Source organism: Pseudoalteromonas sp. S558 (assembly GCF_005886635.1).
GTDB classification, from domain to species: Bacteria; Pseudomonadota; Gammaproteobacteria; order Enterobacterales; family Alteromonadaceae; genus Pseudoalteromonas; species Pseudoalteromonas aliena.
This window is the reverse complement of sequence record NZ_PNDU01000261.1, coordinates 1-4,770: the sequence shown is the minus strand read 5'-3', so window position 1 is coordinate 4,770 and position 4,770 is coordinate 1. Positions and strand designations below refer to the sequence as shown.

The 4,770-nt window shown below is 37.6% G+C and carries 5 protein-coding genes; 2 read left to right on the top strand and 3 right to left on the bottom strand.

All coding sequences use genetic code 11. The annotated features are described in order from the left end of the window. Positions 1–584: 584 nt before the first annotated feature. Positions 585–1,064, top strand: a complete 480-nt coding sequence (locus CWB66_RS16345; RefSeq protein ID WP_138586187.1) for an RNA recognition motif domain-containing protein — start codon at positions 585–587, stop codon at positions 1,062–1,064. Here CWB66_RS16345 and murI read toward each other — a convergent pair. Both murI and CWB66_RS16335 read right to left on the bottom strand, forming a co-directional pair. Beyond that, positions 1,027–1,827, bottom strand: coding sequence for a glutamate racemase (gene murI, locus CWB66_RS16340; protein WP_138586186.1), 801 nt, complete (start codon positions 1,825–1,827; stop codon positions 1,027–1,029). The two genes, CWB66_RS16345 and murI, sit on opposite strands and share 38 nt — an antisense overlap. Before the next feature lie 65 nt (positions 1,828–1,892). Then, positions 1,893–3,032 (bottom strand): DUF5610 domain-containing protein, encoded by a 1,140-nt coding sequence (locus tag CWB66_RS16335; RefSeq protein WP_138586185.1) that lies wholly within the window; start codon positions 3,030–3,032, stop codon positions 1,893–1,895. A gap of 164 nt (positions 3,033–3,196) precedes the next feature. Here CWB66_RS16335 and trmA point away from each other — a divergent pair, with 164 nt between their 5' ends. Then, on the top strand, positions 3,197–4,294 hold the full coding sequence (gene trmA / locus CWB66_RS16330) for a tRNA (uridine(54)-C5)-methyltransferase TrmA (protein ID WP_138586184.1): 1,098 nt from the start codon (positions 3,197–3,199) through the stop codon (positions 4,292–4,294). A 10-nt stretch (positions 4,295–4,304) separates the two neighbouring features. Here the strand turns inward: trmA and CWB66_RS16325 are convergent, their stop codons facing one another. Next, a complete protein-coding gene (locus CWB66_RS16325) occupies positions 4,305–4,658 on the bottom strand; it encodes a 2-thiouracil desulfurase family protein (protein ID WP_252371775.1) in 354 nt (117 codons plus the stop codon). Positions 4,659–4,770: the final 112 nt, after the last annotated feature.

The window sequence follows — 4,770 nt, the reverse complement described above, 5'->3', positions numbered from 1 at the left end:
ATATCTTTCGATATTGAATTGACTGTGCCGAATAATTACCGAAATAACTATTCTGTTGGTCACTCAGTTTTCAATTGAGACTCTAATTTGTTTGCCTTACTTAGCGAACTAAGCTTGGCTGTTAGAACTCAATCTGTACGAGTGCCCACACAGATGATTGCTTTATATTGTTAAAGAACGTTTTGAGTCGCTTTAGCGTCTCAAGGGATGCGAATAATACACCCTTTATTTTTCGAGTCAACACTTATTTTTAAACTTTCTTTTGGAAGATTTAAAACCGAAGTTTTATTTAACTCTCTGAGTCGTTGCTACCTTGCTATGCTTCGGCGTTTCCCGTCTCAGTGGGGTCGCATTATAGGGAGATCCGAAAACAGATCAACCCTTTTTTAAGATCTTTTTACTGTTCGAACAAAAATAGAACAAAACACCATAAAACCATACAAAAACACAGCTAAGGTGATGCTTTTTTACACTGTTTTTTATTATTTAACACAAATACCATTGCTATGTTTGATTAAGACGTTAAGATAGCAAGTTCACAATGTTAAATTAATGTTTATTTCCTGTTTATTGGTAGATCTAAAATGAAATTACCCGATCAAAAGTCTTTTATATTTTCTGTTATCCTTGCCGTAGTTGGTTTTGTTGTCGTTAAATTTGTTTTTGGCAGCTTAGCCTTAGACCCTGCACTATTATTTGGTGCTGGTTTATTAATAGGTGGAATTGTTATCGCAGCAATGTCATCTGAAGGCGCTGAAGAAGTTGAAGTGAAAACTAAGACTCTTTATGTTGGTAACCTCCCTTATCGCGCAAACGAAGGTGTTGTTCGTGCATTATTTGAAGAACAAGGCAAAGTATTTAATGTCCGCTTATTAAAGGACAAAAATACTGGCAAACGTCGTGGCTTTGGTTTTGTTGAAATGGCGCAAGCCGATGCTGACAATGCTATAACAAAGTTAAATGATAGTGAGTTCCAACAACGTACTTTAAAAGTTCGTGAAGCAAAGCAAAAACAAGATGAGGATGCTAATTCAATACGTCCTGAACTTGATCAATCAGCGTAACCAGCTTTACTACTAGCTTAGTACTAAAAATATCAGCCGTTGCATAATATTGCAGCGGCTTTTTTGTATCCGAAGCTTTTTTATTCAACCCACAGTAACTACTAAGTAAATCACTAACACGATTGGCTATTGCAGCTCCAGAATCAAGCAACTGTACTTTTGAATTAAAATACGCGTTTATTGGTTTAGCTAAAATAGGAAAATGTGTACACCCTAGCACCAACACATCAACTTCTTTATTGATCTCTAAACTATCCAGCTCTTTATAAAGCTCATCTGTATCTAGTTGTTGAGTAAAAAAGTACTGCTCTGCCAGCGACACCAACTTAACACTACTATATAAGTTCACCGTTATATGCCTGGCATGTTCTTGAATTAGTTTAGCCGTATATGAACTTGATACAGTTGTAGGCGTGGCAAGAAGCCCGATATGTTTTGATTGACTTAATTGAGCCGCCGGCTTTATTGCAGGTACAACGCCTACAATTGGAATATCAGTAATTTGACGTACCGCACTCAACGCTGACGTGGATGCGGTATTGCAGGCTATAACAATTAAATCGACGTCGAGGGCTTCTTGTTTGATGAAATGTACAAGGGCGCATAAACGATTGATGATAGTTTGTTGTGATTGAGCACCATATGGCAGTAAAGCATTATCCATAAAATAACTGTATTGAGCATGAGGTATGCTCTGCTGAATATGCTCAAGTACCGTAGTGCCACCAATACCTGAATCAAAAACCATAATGTGCACTGACAAACCACTGTTCCTACTGTAAATTAAGAATAGCAGTTTGACATGTCACTTTTGTAAAGGAAAGCAGTTTAACTTTGCGGTGATTCTAGATTAGCCAGCTCATCTGCCGCAGTATTTAGCTGATCCAGGTTTTCAAACATTGCTTTAGTATAATCAACTAATTTATCAATCTCGCTTTGATCTTGATTTAACCATTCCATAATACCCGATAATTGGCTTTGCAGACCCAGATCGGCTGCTTTTGTATAAACTTCTTTTAAATCGTCATTAAAAGGGGCTATTTTTTCCGAGACCGCCTTCTCTGGTATTGGTCTGTATTCTTCGTAGCTTTTTATCGTTGCAACCGTTTTGGTTTGTCTTAAATCCATTGAGAAAGCGACTAACTGTTCGTTATCTAAACTCAACGCTTGCGCTTCTTCAAATGCTTTGTCTAAATCGCCACTAAAAAAAGTTTTACTCACTCCTTGTATGTCTTCCATTAGTTCATTAATCGCTTTTTGTTCATCTTCATTTAAATCACCATTAACCGACATAGAAAATGATAACTCTCGAGACTGCGATGATTCACTTATATACCCTTCACTATTTCCCTGCTTTTGATAACTGCTCGCTGACTGTGACTCAAAAGAGTCGGAGAAGCTAATACTAACTTCATCACCTTCTGCAGTAGTAAATTTGTATTCAGCGTTATTGCTTAAACTAGCGTATTGAGCCTGACTAATACTCACACTCGCCGGTTGTGGGTTAAACAAATCATCTTCAAGCTTATTAAGACCATTAAAGATACCTTCTTTAGACTTATTAATGCCTTCTTCAATATCGGTATTAAATACACCGGTACCTTTTAATTCATCAATTGCATCATCAATCCCCATTTGCACACCTTTGCGGGCTTCACCAAGTATGCCTTTGAGCTTGTCATCATCAGCACCATTAGCCTTCGCATTTTTGAGTGTACCTGTCACAAAATCGAGTACATTTTTAACTACCTCGCCAAAATCAAATAATGACTTATCTGCTTTTTTCTCAGCAACAGGTAAGCCAAGTTGCTCAGCCATCTTATCGCCCAACACTTTTGCAGCAAGTTCTTTCCCGCTTTGTTGATAACTATCTTGAGGAGACTTAATTGTTGGCTGTGGTATCGTTACTTTATTATTGAATTTATTGATATTGTTATTTGGCATAAAGCCAAAATTATTGATTTTCATAATTCGTCTCCTAAGCGTGAGTAATTTATTATCGGCTATAACGTATAAAACTAAAGGGGAACGCACAAAAAAACAGCATTAATTCTAGTCAAAACTAGACAAATACGCCTCGCCCCCTACAATAGCGCCGATAAACAGATCTCAGAGATAAGGTAGTAACGTTAATGGCAGTTATTAAAATCGATACCACACAATACGATGCACAATTAAGCGAGAAAGAGCAGCGAATACGTGCACAGTTCCAACGTTTTGGTGTAGAACAATTAGAAGTATTTAGTTCAGAGCCAACTAACTACCGTCAACGTGCTGAATTTAGAGTATGGCATGATGGCGACGATCTGTTTCATATAATGTTTGATCAACAAACAAAAGACAAAATCCGTGTTGATACGTTTGATCCAGCAGCACCTTTAGTAGGTGAAATAATGCAGGTGATGATTGAAAACCTTAAGCCTTGCGAAATATTACGTCGTAAGTTATTTCAAATAGATTACCTATCAACGCTAAGTGGTGAAATTTTAGTAAGTTTGCTTTATCACAAGCCACTAGATGATGAATGGTTAAATGAAATTAAAGCACTTAAAGAAAAACTGAGCAGTAAATACAAAATTGACTTCATTGGCCGTGCTCGCAAACAAAAAGAAGTGCTGGGTGATGACTTTGTAACTGAACGCTTAACAGTTAATGGTCGCGAGCTTATTTACCAACAAGTAGAAAACAGTTTCACTCAGCCTAATGCTAAAGTAAATATTAGTATGCTGGAGTGGGCACAAAATTTATGTAAACCACTTAAAAATGATTTATTAGAGCTTTACTGTGGCAACGGTAACTTTTCAATTGCGTTAGCTGGTTCGTTTAATAAAGTGTTGGCAACGGAGATATCAAAATCATCTGTACACTCTGCTCAATACAATATTGCTAAAAACAACGTAGAGAACTTAGATATTATTCGTATGTCGAGTGAAGAATTCACCCAAGCTATGAACGGTGAGCGTACTTTCTCTCGTTTAGACGGTATTGACCTTAAAAGCTATGACTGCCAAACCATATTAGTTGATCCACCGCGCGCGGGCATGGATGAATTAACCTGTGACTTAGTGGCTAACTACGAAAGCATAATTTATATATCGTGTAATCCTGAAACCCTTGAGCGTGACCTTGATCTCTTAACACGTACGCACAACGTTAAGCGCTTTGCTATATTTGATCAGTTCCCATATACACATCACATTGAGTCTGGTGTTTTTTTACAACGCAAATAACCAGCCAGAATTAAAGTGCCAGTACTTTTATAAGTGCTGGTATTTGCTCTTCACTAAATACTTGAATACCATTTTTTATTAATAATGCAGCAGTTAAACCCAGTCCTTCGATTTTTACTCCGCGATGCTTTCCATCATATATTGTATTTCGTCCGCAAGAAGGGCTCGATTCTTTAAGTAGGGCAAAACGAACTTGATTCTTTTTACACAGTTCTAACGCTATATTAGCTCCAGTTTGAAACTGTTCTGTTACATCTTCTCCTAAATTAGTAACTACTCTCCCCTGAATTATTTCAGCAGGAGATCTAGGGCGTGTTGACCTTTCGTGATTGATTTTGCAGCTGTATGTTTGGTTTTTAGGCAAGGCAGAGCCTATGTAGTGTGGTTATTCCCCATAAATAGGCGATAACGCAGCATAAATGCCAAACATGCGCTGCCCTTCGGGTTCTGCCTAGGGGGGATTTAGTCTTTGTTGG

Coding starts and splice junctions, on each gene's coding strand:
- trmA (WP_138586184.1), top strand. CDS start 3,197: ATGGCAGTTATTAAAATCGATACCACACAATACGATGCACAATTAAGC.
- CWB66_RS16335 (WP_138586185.1), bottom strand. CDS start 3,032: ATGAAAATCAATAATTTTGGCTTTATGCCAAATAACAATATCAATAAA.
- CWB66_RS16345 (WP_138586187.1), top strand. CDS start 585: ATGAAATTACCCGATCAAAAGTCTTTTATATTTTCTGTTATCCTTGCC.